The organism is Mycobacterium ostraviense, from assembly GCF_002705925.1.
Classification (GTDB): domain Bacteria; phylum Actinomycetota; class Actinomycetes; order Mycobacteriales; family Mycobacteriaceae; genus Mycobacterium; species Mycobacterium ostraviense.
Window position 1 is genome coordinate 2584081 of record NZ_NKRE01000001.1, and the last position, 16525, is coordinate 2600605.

Here is a 16525-nt window from a genome sequence, read left to right on the forward strand (position 1 = left end):
CGCCGGACACAGCTAACTCACAAGGAAGAATCAGGAGATATCCATGAGCACTCTCGCATTGTGGCCGCGTCCGGCCCGGGGTATCTGGGACCCCGACCGCTTGTTGCGTGACTTCTTCGGTCCTGCGGCGGTGACGGACTGGTACAAGCCGGCGACCAGCGGTTTCAGCCCGGCCGCGGAGATCCTCAGAGACGGCGACGACGCCCTGGTCCGCCTGGAGCTGCCGGGTGTCGACGTCGACAACGACGTCAACGTCGAGGTCGACTCTAGGAACGGGGTGAGCCGCCTGGTCATCCATGGTGAACATCGGGACGAACACGCGGAGAACACCGACGGTCGCGTCCTGAAGGAGATCCGTTACGGATCATTCCGCCGCTCGTTCCGGCTGCCCGCCCACGTCTCCAGCGAGGCCATCACCGCTTCGTATGACGCCGGCGTCCTGACGGTGCGGGTCAGCGGCGCCTACGCCGCAAATCAGGCCGGAAAACAGGTACAGCGCATCGCTATCACGAAGTAACCGGTTAGAAGGCTTCGGGTGCTGAGTAGTAGGCACCGGCCGTCATAAGGTCAAGGCCAATCACACGCGGAGGCGCGAAAGCGAATCCGGTGCCTACGCTCCAAGCCGTCCCAGCACCAACCAAGCTTCCGGCAGTGGCGTAGGTGGCGGCCCCGGCAAAGTCACCAGAGCCGAGAGCGTAGAATGCCGCGCTGAAATCACTCACCACGATGGCTCCCTGGCGGCCGAGCGCGGTCTGGCTAGCGGAACCCAGCTCACCTAAGTAGGTTTGGTTGGTTGACGCCAGCTGTCCGAAAAGATCGGAGCTGGCCGCAGCCGGCAAGACCGTACTGATGTTGCCAGCAGTCGTGGGGGCAAGGAGACGGCCGGCCGTCGTGGCATCAAGGCCGATCAAGGTCGGAACCGCGGCAGCCACATTGGTGGCCACAAGCGTATTCGCGCCACCCTCATACAGTGCCCCGGCAGCGCCATAGCGAACGGCCCTGGTCAGGTCACCCGAGCGCAGCGCCGATCCCGCCGCAGCGTAGTTGCGACCGGACACTTCTTGTGCCCTGCGGAGAAGCGCCGCGTTAGCGGAGTTCGTCTGAGCCAAGAAGGCCCGGTTTGTTTCACCCAGCTTGGCGGGGATTGAGGTGTCGGCGGCGGCGGCGCTGGCCATCTGGCCCGGCAAGGATTGCAACGCCTGCCGCCACGGCGACAAATTGGCAGCCACCGCCGACACCGCGCTGTGATACCCCGCCATCGCCGCCACGTTCTTGGCCCACATCGCCTCGTATTCGCACTCGTTGGCCGCGATCGCCGGGGCGTTGAACCCGAACAGGTTAGAAATCGCCAGCAGTCGCAACTGCAGGCGGTTGGCCGCGACGGCAAGCGGATGCGTTATCGCCCCGCGGACCGCCTCAAAGCTGGAGACCACCGCTTTGGCCTGCGTGGCCGCACCCCCGGCCTCGGCCGCCGCACCTTGAAGCCACTGTGAATACTGGGTTGCCACGGCCGCCATTGCCTTGGCCGCAGGACCTTGCCAGGGCCCGTCTGCCAGCCCGGAGATCACCGAAGTAAACGTGGATGCCGCCGAACCCAGCTCGCTGCCCAGCCCATCCCAGGCCACCGCGGCGGCCAACATCGGCTCTGAGCCGGGACCGGAATGGATTTGCGCCGAAGTCACCTCGGGCGCCGACACGCAGAAACTCATTACAGCCATCCCTTCGTAGCTGGCCTGCCGTGGAATCCGGGCAAAACACTACGACAAATCGCGCCCCCAGAAGGGCGTTTTGACTCAGCGCTGAATCCAATCGCAGAAGTAAACGACTCGTCACGATTCGATAACGAAATGGTCGTTCGTCTGGTCCTAGCACGTGAGCTCAACACCATGGTCAAGGATTGCTGGACGCGTCGTCTGATGGTCACCGGAATTGCGGCGGGGATCAGCCGGTTACGGGCCCGGTCCGCGCCGAAGGTCGACCGCTCCGGTGGGCTCGGCCGGCGCCGAGATGTCCTGTGCATCGCCGCGGAGTGGGGATACCATCGGGTGACGTATTGTGATCTATAGCACCCGTCAGCCCAGGGAGTTACGTTGTCCGCCTCTGCTGAAATCGCCGAACTGCACGACCTCATCGGCGGTCTGCGGCGGTGCATGACCTCGCTGAAGTCGCGATACGGCGACGACCCGGCCATGCGCCGCATCGTCATCGACGCCGACCGGATCCTCACCGACGTCGAATTGCTCGACACCGATGTCTCTGAGTTGGACCTGGATCGCGCCGATGCCCAGTATTCCGGCGAGAAGATCGCCATCCCCGACACCGATTACGACCGCGATTTCTGGCGCGACGTCGACGACGAAGGTGTCGGCGGTCACAGTAGATACTGACAACCAAACCCCGCCGTAAAGAGGGCCCTCTATCTGTGTACCCTTCGACGAGATACCACTCGAAGAGGATCACACCAGATGAGCGCACCCACGGCGAACCGTCCTGATAGCGGCGTTTTCTCACCCACCCGGGCGCAAATCCCCGAACGGACCCTGCGCACCGACACCTGGTGGTGGGCACCGCTGGTCACCAACATCGGGTTCCTGGCGTTCATCGTCTATGCGACCACTCGGGCTTTTTGGGGCAGCGGCTACTGGGTCGAGAAATACCGCTACCTGACACCGTTCTACTCACCGTGCGTCAGCGCGTCCTGCGAGCCTGGCGCAAGTCACCTCGGCGTCTGGTTTGGACACTTCCCGTGGTGGATTCCGTTGGGAATGCTGGTATTACCGTTTCTGCTCGGTTTCCGGCTGACCTGCTACTACTACCGCAAGGCCTATTACCGGTCGGTGTGGCAGTCACCGACCGGTTGCGCGGTACCTGAGCCGCGGGCCCATTACACCGGCGAAACCCGGCTTCCGCTGATCATCCAGAACAGCCACCGGTACTTCTTCTACATTGCCGTGGTGGTGTCGGTGATCAACACCTACGACGCGGTCATGGCCTTCCATTCACCATCCGGTTTCGGCTTCGGTTTGGGCAACGTCATTTTGGTGACCAACGTGCTGCTGCTGTGGGCCTATACGGTCTCCTGCCATTCATGCCGGCACGTGACCGGCGGCCGCCTCAAGCATTTCTCCAAACACCCAGTCCGGTATTGGATCTGGACGCAGGTCAGCAAGCTCAACACCCGGCACATGCTCTTCGCGTGGATTACCCTGGGCACGCTGTCGCTGACCGACTTCTACATCATGCTGGTGGCCACCGGAACCATTACTGACTTGAGATTTGTTGGCTGACGAGCCATTTCAGTAACACCCCAAAGATAAGGCTGAGCGAGGTTTCATGGTTGAGGTCGAACGGCACTCTTACGACGTGGTCGTCATTGGTGCCGGCGGCGCAGGGTTGCGGGCGGTCATCGAGGCACGCGAACGCGGCTTGAAGGTCGCGGTGGTGTGTAAGTCGCTGTTCGGCAAGGCCCACACGGTGATGGCCGAGGGCGGCTGCGCGGCTGCGATGGGCAACACCAACCCGAAAGACAACTGGAAGACCCATTTTGGCGACACCATGCGCGGCGGCAAGTTCCTGAACAACTGGCGCATGGCCGAACTGCACGCCAAGGAAGCCCCCGACCGCGTCTGGGAGCTGGAGACCTACGGCGCCCTGTTCGATCGCCTCAAAGACGGCAAGATCAGTCAGCGCAACTTCGGCGGCCACACCTACCCACGGCTGGCCCACGTCGGCGACCGCACCGGCTTGGAGTTGATCCGCACCATGCAGCAGAAGATCGTCTCGCTGCAGCAGGAGGATTACGCCGAACTCGGCGACTACGAGGCCCGGATCAGGGTGTTCGCCGAATGCACGATCACCGAGTTGCTCAAAGATCAGGACCGGATCGCCGGGGCATTTGGCTACTGGCGTGAAAGCGGCCGGTTCATCCTGTTCGAGGCCCCAGCGGTGGTGCTGGCCACCGGCGGGATCGGCAAGTCGTTCAAGGTGACGTCCAACTCCTGGGAGTACACCGGCGACGGGCACGCGCTGGCGCTGCGGGCCGGCGCGTCCCTGATCAACATGGAGTTCGTCCAGTTCCACCCGACCGGCATGGTGTGGCCGCCCAGCGTGAAGGGGATCCTGGTCACCGAGGGGGTGCGCGGCGACGGCGGGGTGTTAAAGAACAGCGAAAACTCTCGTTTCATGTTCGACTACATCCCGCCGGTGTTCAAAGGCCAGTACGCCGAGAGCGAGCAAGAAGCCGACCAGTGGCTCAAGGACAACGACTCGGCCCGGCGTACCCCTGACCTGCTGCCCCGCGATGAGGTCGCGCGGGCGATCAACTCCGAAGTCAAAGCCGGTCGGGGCACTCCACACGGCGGCGTCTACCTGGACATCGCATCCCGGCTGGCGCCCGAGGAGATCAAACGGCGGCTGCCGTCGATGTATCACCAGTTCATGGAGCTGGCCGGGGTGGACATCACCAAGGAGCCGATGGAAGTCGGGCCCACCTGTCACTACGTGATGGGCGGCGTCGAGGTCGACGCCGATACCGGCGCGGCCACAGTTCCCGGGCTGTTCGCCGCCGGCGAGTGCTCCGGCGGCATGCACGGCTCCAACCGGCTGGGCGGGAACTCGCTGTCGGATCTGCTGGTTTTCGGCCGGCGGGCCGGCTTGGGTGCCGCCGACTACGTGCGGGCGCTGAGCAGCCGCCCGTCGGTATCGCAGGATGCTGTCGACGCCGCCGCCAAGCAGGCGCTCAAGCCGTTCGAGGGGCCGACGGACGGCTCGGCGGCGGAGAACCCGTATGCGCTGCAGATGGATTTGCAGCACGTGATGAACGACCTGGTCGGCATCATCCGCAAAGCAGACGAGATCACCAGGGCATTGACACTGCTGGACGAGCTCTGGAAGCGATACCAGAAGGTGCAGGTGGAAGGGCATCGTCAATACAACCCGGCCTGGAACCTGGCCATCGATCTGCGCAATATGCTGCTGGTCAGCGAGTGCGTGGCCCGGGCCGCACTGGAACGCACCGAAAGCCGGGGCGGTCATACCCGTGACGATCATCCCGGCATGGACGCCAACTGGCGCAACACCTTGCTGGTCTGCCACGCCGCCGGCGATGGGGACACCGGCGACGGTTCCCACGTCGCCATCACCCGGGAGTCACAGGTGCCGATGCGACCGGACTTGCTGGAACTCTTCGACATTTCCGAGCTGGAGAAGTACTACACCGACGAAGAGTTGGCCGACCATCCAGGACGGAGATCGTAATGGGTTACAACGCTAGCTTGCGAGTGTGGCGGGGCGACGACAGCGGCGGCGAACTCCGCGACTTCACCGTCGAGGTCAACGAGGGCGAGGTGGTACTCGACGTCATCCACCGTCTACAGCAGACCCAAACGCCCGACCTGGCGGTGCGATGGAACTGCAAGGCCGGCAAGTGCGGATCGTGCTCGGCGGAGATCAACGGCAGGCCGCGGTTGATGTGTATGACCCGGATGTCGACATTCGCCGAGGACGAGGTGGTCACCGTCACGCCGCTGCGCACCTTCCCGGTGATTCGCGATCTCGTCACCGACGTGTCGTTCAACTACGAAAAGGCCCGCGAGATACCGTCTTTCGCGCCGCCGAAGGATTTGCAGCCGGGCGAGTACCGGATGGCTCAGGCCGACGTCCAGCGCTCGCAGGAGTTCCGCAAGTGCATTGAGTGCTTCCTGTGCCAGAACGTCTGCCACGTCATCCGCGACCATGAGGAAAACAAGCAGGCATTCGCCGGGCCGCGGTTCTTGATGCGGATCGCCGAACTCGAGATGCATCCGCTGGACACCCGCGACCGGCGCAAAGACGCCCAGGACGCCCACGGCCTGGGATATTGCAATATCACGAAATGTTGCACCGAGGTGTGCCCGGAAAACATCAAGATCACCGACAACGCGCTGATCCCGATGAAGGAACGCGTGGTCGACCGCAAATACGACCCCGTCGTGTGGCTGGGTAACAAGCTGTTCCGGCGCTAGCGGTTCGGAGAGTGATCGCCGGCCGTTAGGCGGACAGCGGCATCGGGTACCCCTTCCCTATGCGTGGCTCGGGTCAAGCCTGCCCGCAGCCGGAAAGGCAGGAGTAATGATACGCGAAACCAAAAGCATCAACGACATTCGCACCGCGATCAGGGAGTTGTCGGTCCGCGCGGAACTCGCGCACAAAGAAGGGCGACATGAAGACGCGGCCGAAATCGAGGGCCGCATCCAGGGCTTCCGGGACGAGTTGGCCAAGCGCCCCTAGCGGCCAGCTGGGGGGGCTGTCGCGCCGCAGGGAAATGTATACGGGCGCGGGCAGTTGCCGTTGCAAGTGAGTGATCTTTAGTGGTCACGCGACTTGCACCCCGTCTCGGGGTTGTTCGGCAGCCTTGTGGCTGCGTCCCTTCCGCGCTTCATAGCCACCAGCCCGGCCAGGCCGGGTCTTATGGTCGGCTCCACGCTTGACGGCGGCCCCAACTGGGCCGACGACGCTAACGGGTTCCTGGTAGCGTGCGAGGTTGATGGCAGCGCAGTCGTCACGCTGATGGACGGCCACGCATTGGTCGCACTGCCAGGTTTCGTCCCATCCGATGTCTTGAACATGCCCGCAGGCGTGGCAGGTTTTCGACGATGGGAACCAGCGGTCGGCGACCACCAGTTGCGACCCGTACCAGCGGGTCTTGTAGGCCAGGTGCCGCCGCGTTGCACCCAGGGCGGCGTCGGATAGTCCGCGCCGTCGGGCGCGGGCACCCGGCAGCCCTTTTTGCCGCAGCATCGCTGCAGCGTCCAAACCTTCAACAACGATGCGTCCGTGGGTTTTGGCCAATCGTGTGGTCAGGACGTGCAGGTGATGGGTGCGGACATCGTTGACCCGGCGATGCAGCCGGGACATCTCGGTGGCGCGCTCACGGTATCGGCGTGAGCCTTTCGTGCAGCGCGACCGGGCACGACTGACGTGCCGCAACTCTTTGAGCGCCGCATCAAGGGGGCGTGGATTCGACACCTGCTCGATGACATTCCCGGCGGCATCCGCGACGGTGGCCAACCGGCGCACACCCACGATCGACACCGACCCGTGAATCAGGACGGGCCACACGAGGTTGTTGGGGGCGCTGCACCAGCACCCGCACACTGGCGTCGAACCGAGTTCCGTTGCGGCGAACGCCGATGGCAAGCACCCGCGCCCGGCCCGCACGGATCAGGCGTTCAACCCGGCGGGTGTTCTCGTGGGTCCGGACGGTGCCAATGACCGGCAGGGTCAGGTGCCGGCGATCGGGCTCTACACGCATCGCGCCCGTCGTAAAGCGCACGCGATCGGCGTCGTGGCCCTTCTTCTGTCGGGTTGAACCGCGGGAATCCGACGCGCCTACCGGCACGCGTGCCAGCACGGCTCTGCTGCCAGTTCCAGTACGCGTCTACAGCACCCGCAATCCCGTCGGCATAGGCCTCCTTGGAGCACTCGCGCCACCACGGCTGCCCGGTCTCAGCGTTGACACACACCTCGTCTTTGACCGTGTTCCAACGCTTCCGCAGCACCGGCAGCGATGGCTTGTCTGTCCCGACACCAGTGGCCTGCCACGCCTCGATGTCGGTTTTCAAGGTGGCGACGGTCCAGTTGTACGCCTTGCGGCGAGCGCCGAAATGGCGTGCCAACGCGCTGGTCTGGTCCTCGGTCGGGTCCAGCGAGAACCGGAATGCCTGCACACACCAGCCGTCTGGCACCTCGAATCTGGCCATTAGGCTGCCTCCGCGTCGTCGGCGGCAGCAGCCAGTGCACGCTTGGCTCGGTTCTGTGCTGCGCGTTTGCCGTAGAGTCGCGCACACATCGAGGTCAGGATCTCGGTCATATCCCGCATCAGATCGTCATCAACCTCAGCCGAATCGACCACCACCAGCTCCCGGCCCTGTGCGGCGAGTGCGGCTTCGACGTACTCAGAGCCGAACCGGCAGAACCGGTCCCGGTGTTCCACCACGATCCGGTGCACCGACGGATCACGCAGCAAGGAAATAAACTTGCGGCGGTACCCGTTCAACGCGGAACCAACCTCCATAACAACCTTGTCGACCGGGATCTGCTGAGCCGTGGCCCATGCCGTCACCCGCGCCACCTGACGATCCAGATCCGCTTTCTGATCTGCCGACGACACCCGCGCATACACCGCCGTCCGCCGGCGCCGCGACGTCTCGGTTGCCGAATCGTTCACCACAATGAGCCGCCCTACTCGTTGCGCCGGGACCGGCAACAGCCCAGCCCGAAATCAGCGATACGCGGTGATCCACGCAACACCATTGCGCTCAGCCCACACCGCGAGACTCATACACCTGTTCCTACAGCACACCACCGACTAACGACCACTCAAACCGCAACAGCTGGCACCCCCATGACCGCGGGCTCGATCACCAACCCTAGCCGAGTGGCGCTCAGACGCCGAGCCGACGAAAGACGCTGCGGTGGAAGACGATCGGTGCGACGTCGGCATCCACGGTGACCTGATTGACCCGTAGGACGACGATGGTGTGATCCCCGGCCGGGATCAGTTGCTCGATCGCGCTCTCCAGCCACAGGCTGGTGCCCTTGACGAAGACCGCGCCGCTGTCGCTGGACACCGTCTCGAGCCCGGCGAACCGATCCCCGGTCTTGGCCGCCAGGGTGCGCGCAGCCTCGTCATGGGTTTCGCCCAGCACGCTGATGCCCAGCATCGGGGCAACCTTGAGTCTGGGCCACGTCGTCGAAATGTTCTGCACACAGAACGACACCAGCGGCGGGTCCAGCGAGACGGGAACGAAGGTGCTGGCAGCCAGGCCTTCCCGGATCCCGTCGATTTCGGCGGCGATAGCCACCACCCCGGACGGGAAGTGTCCGAAAGCCTCACGCAGGGAGGACGGTGTCAGGTTGCTGTGTGAATTCACCGGACTTCATTCGCCCCTCGAGCCGAGGACGGATTTCTCGCAGCCGACACTACCCGGCGCGATATCGGGGCCCTATCCGTACCAGGATGCCGCATACGGGTCGTTGTCCGCCTGCGGCAGTGCGAACAGCCGCCGCGCCGCCTCGAGCATCCTGCTCACGAGCTCTCGGACACGCCGTGACCGGTCACATAGGTCACATAGGTCACATAGAAGATCCCCCTGATGGGCGGCCTCGCGCTGGGTGCGGTGCAGGTGACCGGTCGGGGTCTGCAGATCCACTACCGGTAACCCCGTGACACCCGTTCGCCACAGTGAGCATCATCGTCGCAGGTTGCAGGGCCTGCCGAGGACGACGACAGGCGGAATCCAACCGGTTGGTTAGTTCGCACGTGAAATGTAGCTCACAGTAACTTGCGTACAACTACGTCGCCGATATATTTTAGCGGTGTTACTGGTGGGTAACTTAGACCTAGTACCCAACCGCAAGTGGCATTCTCAACGAGGAGGACCGTAGTGAGCCACTACAAGAGCAACGTCCGCGACCAGGTTTTCACCCTGTTCGAGATGCTGGGCGTTGACAAGGCTTTGGGCAAGGGCGAGTTCAGCGACCTGGACGTCGACACTGCAAAGGAGATGCTGGTCGAGGTCAGCCGATTGGCTGAGGGACCGGTTGCCGCATCGTTCGTCGAGGGCGACCGCAACCCGCCGGTATTCGACCCGAAGACGCACTCGGTGACGCTGCCGGAGGCGTTCAAGGAATCCGTCCGCGCGGTTATGGACGGCGGCTGGGACAAGGCCGGTATCGAGGAGGTCCTGGGCGGGATGCCGATGCCCAAGGCGCTGGTCTGGGCGCTGCACGAGCACGTCCTGGGTGCCAACCCGGCGGTGTGGATGTATGCCAGCGGCGGCGGCTTCTCCAGCATCCTCTACCACCTCGGCACCGACGAGCAGAAGAAGTGGGCCGTGCTGGCCGCCGAGCGCGGCTGGGGATCGACGATGGTGCTCACCGAGCCGGACGCGGGTTCGGACGTGGGTGCCGGACGCACCAAGGCCGTCCAGCAGGAGGACGGCTCCTGGCACATCGACGGCGTCAAGCGGTTCATCACCTCCGGGGACTCCGGCGACCTGTTCGAGAACATCTTCCACCTGGTGCTGGCTCGTCCCGAGGGTGCGGGCCCGGGCACCAAGGGGCTGTCTCTGTTTTTCGTGCCGAAGTTCCTGTTCGACTTCGAGACCGGCGAGCTGGGTGCCCGTAATGGCGTCTTCGTCACCAATGTCGAGCACAAGATGGGTCTCAAGGTGTCGGCGACCTGTGAACTGTCGCTGGGCCAGCACGGTGTGCCCGCCAAGGGCTGGCTGGTCGGCGAGGTACACAACGGCATTGCGCAGATGTTCGAGGTCATCGAGCAGGCCCGGATGATGGTCGGCACCAAGGCCATCGCAACGCTGTCCACCGGCTACCTCAACGCGCTGGAATATGCCAAGTCGCGCGTGCAGGGCGCCGACCTGACTCAGATGACCGACAAGACCGCGCCTCGGGTAACCATCACGCATCACCCCGACGTGCGCCGGTCCCTGATGACCCAAAAGGCCTACGCCGAGGGTCTTCGTGCGCTCTACCTCTACACCGCGACATTCCAGGACGCGGCGGTTGCCGAGGTGGTGCACGGCGTGGACGCCAAGCTGGCCGCCAAGGTCAACGACCTCATGCTGCCGATCGTCAAGGGTGTGGGTTCCGAGCAGGCCTACGCCAAGCTCACCGAGAGCCTGCAGACCCTCGGTGGCTCCGGCTTCCTGCAGGACTACCCGATCGAGCAGTACATCCGGGACGCCAAGATCGACTCCCTGTACGAAGGCACCACCGCCATTCAGGCGCAGGACTTCTTCTTCCGCAAGATCATCCGGGACAAGGGTGTGGCGCTGGCCCATGTATCGGGCCAGATCCAGGAGTTCGTCGACAGCGAGTCCGGTAACGGCCGGCTGAAGACCGAGCGGGCGCTGCTGGCCAAGGCGCTTGCCGACGTTCAGGCCATGGCAGCCGCGCTGACCGGCTATCTGATGGCCGCTCAGCAGGACGTCACCAGCCTCTACAAGGTGGGCCTCGGTTCGGTGCGCTTCCTGATGAGCGTCGGTGATCTGATCATCGGGTGGTTGCTGCAGCGTCAGGCCGCGGTGGCGGTGGCGGCTCTCGACGCGGGTGCCACCGGCGACGAGCGCGCCTACTACGAAGGCAAGGTCGCGGTGGCGTCGTTCTTCGCCAAGAACTTCCTGCCGCTGTTGACCAGCACCCGCGAGGTGATCGAGACCCTGGACAACGACATCATGGAACTCGACGAGGCTGCTTTCTAAACCACCCATCCGACAGCCAGATCCCCCGTTTCCTCGTTGAAACGGGGGATCTGCGTCTGTGGGGCATCCGGAAAAGACCGCCGCTGGATCCCCTCGCTCCAGCGGCGGCCCTTTTCGTACGCCCGTCGTTAAGGACTGCCGACCGGCGGTCGACCAGCGGATTGCCCCGCGCTGCGGCCGGGGTCGGGGGGTCAGACCACAACGCGGGGCTACCCGAACTAACAATTACCCATCGACTCCGGGTAATAAACCCGCTGGCAAATCTTTTCGTTTCGCGGACTTTGGCTCGACTTGTTCAGGCTGGCGTCAGGCCTCCAGGATCGCGGCGACGCCCTGGCCGCCGGCCGCGCAGATCGAGATCAGCGCACGAAGGGGCTTACTCGAGCCACCTTTGCCCGCCGCCTTCTTCTCACTCAGTTGCTTGGCTGCCTGAGCCAGGATCCGCCCGCCCGTCGCGGCGAACGGGTGACCGGCGGCCAATGACGAACCGTTGACGTTGAGCTTGGAGCGATCGATCGTGCCCAGCGCGGCGTCAAGGCCCAACCGCTGCTTGCAGTACTCCTCGGATTCCCACGCCTGCAGGTGTGCCAGCACTACCGAAGCAAACGCCTCATGGATCTCGTAGAAGTCGAAATCCTGCAGCGTCAGCCCGTTTCGGGCCAGAAGGCGCGGCACGGCGTAGGTTGGCGCCATCAGCAGACCGTCGCTGCCGTTGACATAGTCGACGGCAGCGGCCTCAGCGTCCACGAGGTAGGCCAGCGGTGGCAGCGAATGGTCAGCCGCCCACTGCTCGCTGGACAGCAACACCACCGACGCACCATCGGTCAGCGGAGTCGAATTACCCGCGGTCATCGTCGCATCGCCGGCCTTCACCCCGAAAACCGGGCGCAAGGTGGCCAGTTTCTCGGCGCTGGAGTCGGGCCGCATGTTGTCGTCGCGGTACAGCCCCAGGAAGGGCGTGACCAGGTCGTCGAAGAATCCGCGGTCGTAGGCGTTAGCCATATTGCGATGGCTGGCCGCGGCCAGTTCGTCCTGGTCGACACGTTTGATGCCCATGTGCTTGGCGGTGATGGCCGCATGCTCTCCCATGGACAGCCCGGTACGCGGCTCGCTGTTGGCCGGGATCTCCACACCGAGGTTGGCCGGCAGGGTGCCCAGCAGCTTCAATCGCTGCACATTGGACTTGGACCGGCGCAGCTTCAGCAGGTTCCGGCGCAGGTCGTCACCCAGGCCGATCGGCGGGTCGGACGTGGTGTCCACGCCGCCGGCGGCAGCCACCTCATAACGACCGGCCGCGATCCCGTCGGCGGCGACGATCGCGGCCTGCAGGCCGGTGCCGCAGGCCTGTTGCAGGTCGACGGCCGGTGTGTGCGGCGACAACTCCGAGCCCAGCACACACTCGCGCATCAGGTTGAAGTCGCGGCTGTGCTTGAGCACCGCGCCGCCGGCCACCAAACCCAGGCGTTCGCCGCCCAGGTTGAACCGGTCTACCAGTCCACCCAGCGCCGCGGTGAACATGTCCTGGTTGGATGCGTCGGCGTAAGCGCCGTCGGACCTGGCGAAGGGGATGCGATTGCCGCCCAGGACGGCGACTCGACGCTTGGACTCAAAATTCTGTTGAGCAGCTGCGGGCACTTTGCGTTCTCCGGGTATCTATTTTGGGCATCAGCCGTTGCAGGCCATACTACCCACTGTTCTTACTCTCAAGTAAGTTCATCCTCGATACGGTTGCTGATAGCAACACATACCCGACACGGAAGGCAGCTCAGTGGCTCCCAAGCTCTCGTCCGATCTGTTCTCGCAGGTTGTCAGCTCCCGACCCGGGTCGTTCGTGGCCAAGCAACTCGGTGTCCCGCAACCCGAGACGCTGCGCCGGTATCGACCGGGGGATCCGCCCTTGGTTGGATCGCTGCTGATCGGAGGGGACGGCAGGGTGGTCGAGCCGCTGCGCACCGCCCTGGACGACGACTACGACGTGGTGAGCAACAACCTCGGCGGCCGCTGGGCCGACTCGTTCGGCGGGCTGGTCTTCGACGCCACCGGCATCACCGACCCGGCCGGGCTCAGGAAACTGCACGAATTCTTCACGCCGCTGCTGCGCAATCTGGGCGCCTGCGCGCGAGTGGCGGTAGTGGGCACCACTCCCGAGGCGATCGCCGACACCCACGAGCGGATTGCGCAGCGCGCGCTGGAGGGCTTCGCCCGGTCCCTGGCCAAGGAGTTGCGGCGCGGCAGCACGGTCGCGCTGGTGTACCTGTCGCCCGACGCCAAGCCGGCGGCCACCGGGCTCGAATCGACCATGCGGTTCATCCTGTCGGCCAAGTCGGCCTACGTCGACGGTCAGGTGTTCTATGTCGGAGCAGCCGATTCCACCCCGCCGGCCGACTGGGACCGCCCGCTCGACGGCACGGTGGCGATCGTCACCGGCGCTGCCCGCGGCATCGGCAAGACGATCGCCGAGGTGTTCGCCCGCGACGGCGCCCGGGTGGTGGCGATCGACGTGGAGTCCGCCGAGGAGGCTTTGGCCGAGACCGCCAGCAGCGTGGGCGGCACCCCGCTGTGGCTGGACGTCACCGCCGACGACGCCGTCGACAAGATCACCGAGCACCTGCGCGACCACCACGGCGGCAAGGCCGACATCCTGGTCAACAACGCCGGTATCACTCGGGACAAGCTGCTGGCCAATATGGACGACGCCCGCTGGGACTCGGTGATCGCCGTCAATCTGCTTGCCCCGCTTCGGCTGGTCGAGGGTCTGGTCGGAAACGGCAGCATCGGAGAGGGCGGACGAATCGTCGGGTTGTCGTCGATCGCCGGAATCGCGGGCAACCGCGGGCAGACCAATTACGGCGCCACCAAGGCCGGCATGATCGGCATCACCCAGGCGCTGGCGCCGCAGCTGGCCGGCAAGGGCATCACCATCAACGCCGTCGCACCGGGATTCATCGAAACTCAGATGACGGCGGCCATCCCGCTGGCCACCCGCGAGGTGGGCCGGCGGCTGAACTCGCTGATGCAGGGCGGGCAGCCCGTCGACGTGGCCGAGACCATCGCCTATTTCGCCAGCCCGGCGTCAAATGCGGTGACCGGCAACGTTATTCGGGTCTGCGGCCAAGCCATGATCGGCGCTTGAGCGGCTAGGAGGATTCGGTGAACCAGCCAAGCGGCCTGAGAAACATGCTCCGCGCGGCGGCGGGAGCGTTGCCTATGGTGCCGCGCGGCGGCCAGCTGCCCACCCGGGCGGTGACCGTCGAGGAGCTTCGGATCGACCACGCCAACGTGGCCGACTATGCGGCGGTCACCGGTCTGCGCTACGGCAACGACGTTCCGTTGACTTACCCGTTCGCGTTGGCGTTTCCCTCGGTGATGGCATTGGTCACAGGTTTCGATTTCCCGTTCGCCGCAATGGGATCGGTACACACCGAGAACCACATCACCCGGTACCGGCCGATCGCGGTGACCGACACGGTCGGCGTGCGGGCGCACGCCGAAAACCTGCGAGAGCACCGCAAGGGCTTGCTGGTGGACCTGGTGACCGAGATCCGCGTCGGCAACGAGCTCGCCTGGCAGCAGGTGACGACATTCCTGCATCAGCAACGCACCAGCTTGTCCGGCGAACCGAAACCACCGCCGCGCAAGCAGCCCAAGCTGCCCCCGCCGTCTGCGTTGCTGCGGATCACGCCGGCCCGAATCCGCCGCTATGCGGCCGTCGGCGGAGATCACAACCCCATCCACACCAATCCGATCGCGGCGCGGCTGTTCGGCTTCCCCACCGTCATCGCACACGGGATGTTCAGCGCCGCAGCGGTGTTGGCGAACATCGAGGCCCGGCTGCCGGACGCGGTGCGGTATTCGGCGCGGTTCGGCAAACCGGTGCTGCTGCCGGCCAGCGTCGGCGTCTACATCGACGAAGCCGATAACGGCTGGGACCTGACGTTGCGCAACATGTCGAAGGGGTATCCGCATCTGACCGCGACGTTGCGGCCGCTGTAGCGATCAGCCCGCGCGATGGTCGAGGTGCGGGAGCCGGCGGCCGACGGCGAGCCTCTTCAGTGCTTCCGCACCGACCGCGGTGACCACGAAGACCACCAGCATCCAAATCGGTGGCCGCGCCAGCTCCCAGACGAAGATCGCCGCCCAGGTGGGCGAGCCCTGGGTGACCGCAAGCACGCCGGCGGCACCGGCCAGCGAGATCACCGGTCCGTGCAGGTGCGTCCCGGTCGCCTCGTTGAGCGTCAGCACCAGCAGCGACCCCGCCGCAGCGCCGGTGGCCAACGATGGTGTCAGCAGCCCGCCGGCTCCGCCGGCGCGCAGGAACAGCGCGGTCAGTAACGGCTTCAACAGCAAGATCACGGCCGCCGACGACAGCGTCATCCCGCTGGCCAGACTGACCGTCAGGATGCTCTCGCCGTTTCCGGGAAGCTGGGGCCACCAATGCGAACAGATTCCGGTCAGCAATCCCGCGGCCGCCAGCGTGGGGATCAGGATCCAGGACCGCAGCAGGGTGCGCGGCCGCGCCGCGGCCATGATCCGGTTGAACGTCAAACCCACCACCAGCGCGAAGGGCGCCAGCAACAATCCGTGCGCGCTGAGCAGATAGGTCGATTCGGCACGGGGCCAGTCGAGTTCGGGACGATCGTGGGTGACGGCCGAACCGATCGCGACGGCGAGGCTGGATGTGATCAGCGCCGCACCCACCGCCCGCAACCGCCAGGTGTTGAGCATGATCCGCAGGGCGAACAGCGCCCCGGCCAGCGGGACGGCGTAGACCGCCGCCAGCCCGGCCCCGGCGGCACATGCCAGTAGGATCTCCCGATCGCCGGGTGACAGCCGCCGCAACCATCGGCATCCCACGTCGGTGAGGGCAGCGGCGAATTGGCGTGGCGCGCCTTCGCGGCCGAGCGAGGCGCCGGAGCCCACCAGCATGATCTGCAGCGCGGCGTCGATGCTCCACGACACCGGCGGTATCGGATCATGCCGGGCGATGGTTCCGGCCAGCGGCGGCACCTTGGTGCTGCGGCGCAAGATCCACCAGCCCAGCCCCGCCAGTGCGGCGCCGACCATCGGCCCCGCCGCGCGCCGGACCGGACTGCTGCCGGTGATCCCGTCGAGCAGCGAGCCGAAAGTGTAGTGGTAGGTGAGATGTTCGACGAAGCGCAGCACCACCGTCGTCGACAAACCGGCGAGCCCGGCCAGCAGACCGGCGACGATCACCGCGCAGAAAAAGTCGAGGTTGGGGCGGGCCGGCCGGTTAGGCACCGCAC

At 65.1% G+C, this 16525-nt stretch carries 14 protein-coding genes and 2 pseudogenes; 10 read left to right on the plus strand and 6 right to left on the minus strand.

Annotated elements, in window-relative coordinates:
• Nucleotides 1–43: 43 nt before the first annotated feature.
• On the plus strand, nucleotides 44–517 hold the full coding sequence (locus CDN38_RS11810; protein WP_075509639.1) for an Hsp20/alpha crystallin family protein: 474 nt from the start codon (nucleotides 44–46) through the stop codon (nucleotides 515–517).
• Nucleotides 518–521: 4 nt separating this feature from the next.
• On the opposite strand, the gene CDN38_RS11815 is transcribed toward CDN38_RS11810, so the two are convergent.
• Entirely contained in the window at nucleotides 522–1709 is a 1188-nt protein-coding gene (locus CDN38_RS11815; RefSeq protein WP_082277000.1) for a PPE family protein, read from the minus strand.
• 138 nt (nucleotides 1710–1847) lie between these two features.
• Here CDN38_RS11815 and CDN38_RS11820 point away from each other — a divergent pair, with 138 nt between their 5' ends.
• From CDN38_RS11820 to CDN38_RS29400, 6 genes are all read left to right on the plus strand, one after another.
• Nucleotides 1848–2066, plus strand: a complete 219-nt coding sequence (locus tag CDN38_RS11820) for a hypothetical protein (protein ID WP_075509641.1) — start codon at nucleotides 1848–1850, stop codon at nucleotides 2064–2066.
• A gap of 24 nt (nucleotides 2067–2090) precedes the next feature.
• Nucleotides 2091–2387 (plus strand): Rv0250c family protein, encoded by a 297-nt coding sequence (locus CDN38_RS11825; RefSeq protein ID WP_075509642.1) that lies wholly within the window; start codon nucleotides 2091–2093, stop codon nucleotides 2385–2387.
• Nucleotides 2388–2465: 78 nt separating this feature from the next.
• A complete protein-coding gene (gene sdhC / locus CDN38_RS11830) occupies nucleotides 2466–3287 on the plus strand; it encodes a succinate dehydrogenase subunit SdhC (protein WP_075509643.1) in 822 nt (273 codons plus the stop codon).
• A 46-nt stretch (nucleotides 3288–3333) separates the two neighbouring features.
• Nucleotides 3334–5256, plus strand: coding sequence for a fumarate reductase/succinate dehydrogenase flavoprotein subunit (locus tag CDN38_RS11835; RefSeq protein WP_075509644.1), 1923 nt, complete (start codon nucleotides 3334–3336; stop codon nucleotides 5254–5256).
• The gene (locus tag CDN38_RS11840; protein WP_075509645.1) at nucleotides 5256–6002 is read left to right on the plus strand and encodes a succinate dehydrogenase/fumarate reductase iron-sulfur subunit; all 747 of its coding nucleotides are present in this window, start codon (nucleotides 5256–5258) and stop codon (nucleotides 6000–6002) included. Before CDN38_RS11835 ends, CDN38_RS11840 begins: the two co-directional genes overlap by 1 nt.
• Before the next feature lie 106 nt (nucleotides 6003–6108).
• A complete protein-coding gene (locus CDN38_RS29400; protein ID WP_099318972.1) occupies nucleotides 6109–6267 on the plus strand; it encodes a hypothetical protein in 159 nt (52 codons plus the stop codon).
• 84 nt (nucleotides 6268–6351) lie between these two features.
• Here the strand turns inward: CDN38_RS29400 and tnpB are convergent.
• From tnpB to CDN38_RS11860, 3 genes and pseudogenes are all read right to left on the minus strand, one after another.
• Nucleotides 6352–7739, minus strand: a pseudogene (gene tnpB, locus CDN38_RS11850) (IS607 family element RNA-guided endonuclease TnpB).
• Nucleotides 7739–8320, minus strand: a pseudogene (locus CDN38_RS11855) (IS607 family transposase). Before CDN38_RS11855 ends, tnpB begins: the two co-directional pseudogenes overlap by 1 nt.
• A gap of 103 nt (nucleotides 8321–8423) precedes the next feature.
• Nucleotides 8424–8912: a flavin reductase family protein gene (locus CDN38_RS11860; protein WP_075509646.1), complete on the minus strand. Its 489-nt coding sequence runs from the start codon at nucleotides 8910–8912 to the stop codon at nucleotides 8424–8426.
• 513 nt (nucleotides 8913–9425) lie between these two features.
• On the opposite strand from CDN38_RS11860, the gene CDN38_RS11870 reads away from it, so the two are divergent.
• Nucleotides 9426–11261, plus strand: coding sequence for an acyl-CoA dehydrogenase (locus CDN38_RS11870; protein ID WP_075509647.1), 1836 nt, complete (start codon nucleotides 9426–9428; stop codon nucleotides 11259–11261).
• 306 nt (nucleotides 11262–11567) lie between these two features.
• Here CDN38_RS11870 and CDN38_RS11875 read toward each other — a convergent pair whose 3' ends face one another.
• Nucleotides 11568–12896, minus strand: a complete 1329-nt coding sequence (locus CDN38_RS11875) for an acetyl-CoA C-acetyltransferase (protein ID WP_075509648.1) — start codon at nucleotides 12894–12896, stop codon at nucleotides 11568–11570.
• Between the two features lie 133 nt (nucleotides 12897–13029).
• On the opposite strand from CDN38_RS11875, the gene CDN38_RS11880 reads away from it, so the two are divergent.
• Together CDN38_RS11880 and CDN38_RS11885 are read left to right on the plus strand one after the other, a co-directional pair.
• Entirely contained in the window at nucleotides 13030–14394 is a 1365-nt protein-coding gene (locus CDN38_RS11880; protein WP_075509649.1) for a 3-oxoacyl-ACP reductase, read from the plus strand.
• 17 nt (nucleotides 14395–14411) lie between these two features.
• Nucleotides 14412–15254: a MaoC/PaaZ C-terminal domain-containing protein gene (locus tag CDN38_RS11885; protein ID WP_075509650.1), complete on the plus strand. Its 843-nt coding sequence runs from the start codon at nucleotides 14412–14414 to the stop codon at nucleotides 15252–15254.
• A 3-nt stretch (nucleotides 15255–15257) separates the two neighbouring features.
• Here CDN38_RS11885 and CDN38_RS11890 read toward each other — a convergent pair whose 3' ends face one another.
• Nucleotides 15258–16520, minus strand: coding sequence for a chloride channel protein (locus CDN38_RS11890; RefSeq protein WP_075509651.1), 1263 nt, complete (start codon nucleotides 16518–16520; stop codon nucleotides 15258–15260).
• Nucleotides 16521–16525 lie beyond the last annotated feature (5 nt).

What these genes read in the sequence shown, in the direction of transcription:
- CDN38_RS11810 (WP_075509639.1), top strand. Translation starts at nt 44, where the DNA reads ATGAGCACTCTCGCATTGTGGCCGCGTCCGGCCCGGGGTATCTGGGAC.
- CDN38_RS11815 (WP_082277000.1), bottom strand. Translation starts at nt 1,709, where the DNA reads ATGAGTTTCTGCGTGTCGGCGCCCGAGGTGACTTCGGCGCAAATCCAT.
- CDN38_RS11820 (WP_075509641.1), top strand. Translation starts at nt 1,848, where the DNA reads ATGGTCGTTCGTCTGGTCCTAGCACGTGAGCTCAACACCATGGTCAAG.
- sdhC (WP_075509643.1), top strand. Translation starts at nt 2,466, where the DNA reads ATGAGCGCACCCACGGCGAACCGTCCTGATAGCGGCGTTTTCTCACCC.
- CDN38_RS11835 (WP_075509644.1), top strand. Translation starts at nt 3,334, where the DNA reads ATGGTTGAGGTCGAACGGCACTCTTACGACGTGGTCGTCATTGGTGCC.
- CDN38_RS11840 (WP_075509645.1), top strand. Translation starts at nt 5,256, where the DNA reads ATGGGTTACAACGCTAGCTTGCGAGTGTGGCGGGGCGACGACAGCGGC.
- CDN38_RS29400 (WP_099318972.1), top strand. Translation starts at nt 6,109, where the DNA reads ATGATACGCGAAACCAAAAGCATCAACGACATTCGCACCGCGATCAGG.